General features: G+C 76.6%; 1 protein-coding gene. It reads left to right on the forward strand.

What is annotated here, in order from left to right; genetic code table 11:
- On the forward strand, nucleotides 1–580 hold a 580-nt coding region (locus Q6969_RS16200), incomplete at both ends, for an MFS transporter (protein ID WP_396335570.1).

The raw sequence follows: 580 nt of genomic DNA on the forward strand, positions 1-580 counted from the left end.
GACCACCGAGCTCCTGGCGCCGCCCGCCGCCGTCCCCTCCCGCTCCCGCTCCCGCTCCCGCTCCCGCTCCCGCTCCCGCCACCGTCTCCCGCACGCCGCGGGCTTCTGGACGACGGCCGTCGCCTTCACCGTCGTCATGGCCTACGCGACCGTGCCCACCCCGCTCTACTCCCTGTACCAGCAGCGCGACGGCTTCCCGACCTGGGTGCTCACGGTCGTCTTCGCCGCCTACGCCGTGGGAGTGGTCGCGAGCCTCTTCCTGGTGGGCCACCTCAGCGACCAGGTCGGGCGTCGCCGCCTCACCCTCCTGGCCGTCGGCGTCGAGGTCGTCTCGGCGGCGCTCTTCCTCCTGTTCCCCGAGGTGCCGGGGCTCATCGTCGCGCGCCTCGTCAGCGGCGTCGGGGTCGGGATGCTGACGGCGACGGCCACGGCGCACCTCGGCGAGCTGCACGCGGCGGCCCGGCCGGGAGCCTCCCCGCAGCGCGCCGTCACCGTGTCCGGCGTCGCGAACATCGGCGGGCTCGCGCTCGGGCCGCTCGCGGGCGGTCTCGCCGCGGAGCTGCTGCCCGCCCCGCTCGTC

Origin of the sequence: Clavibacter sp. MX14-G9D (assembly GCF_032917815.1) — a bacterium.
Lineage (GTDB): Bacteria > Actinomycetota > Actinomycetes > Actinomycetales > Microbacteriaceae > Clavibacter > Clavibacter michiganensis_K.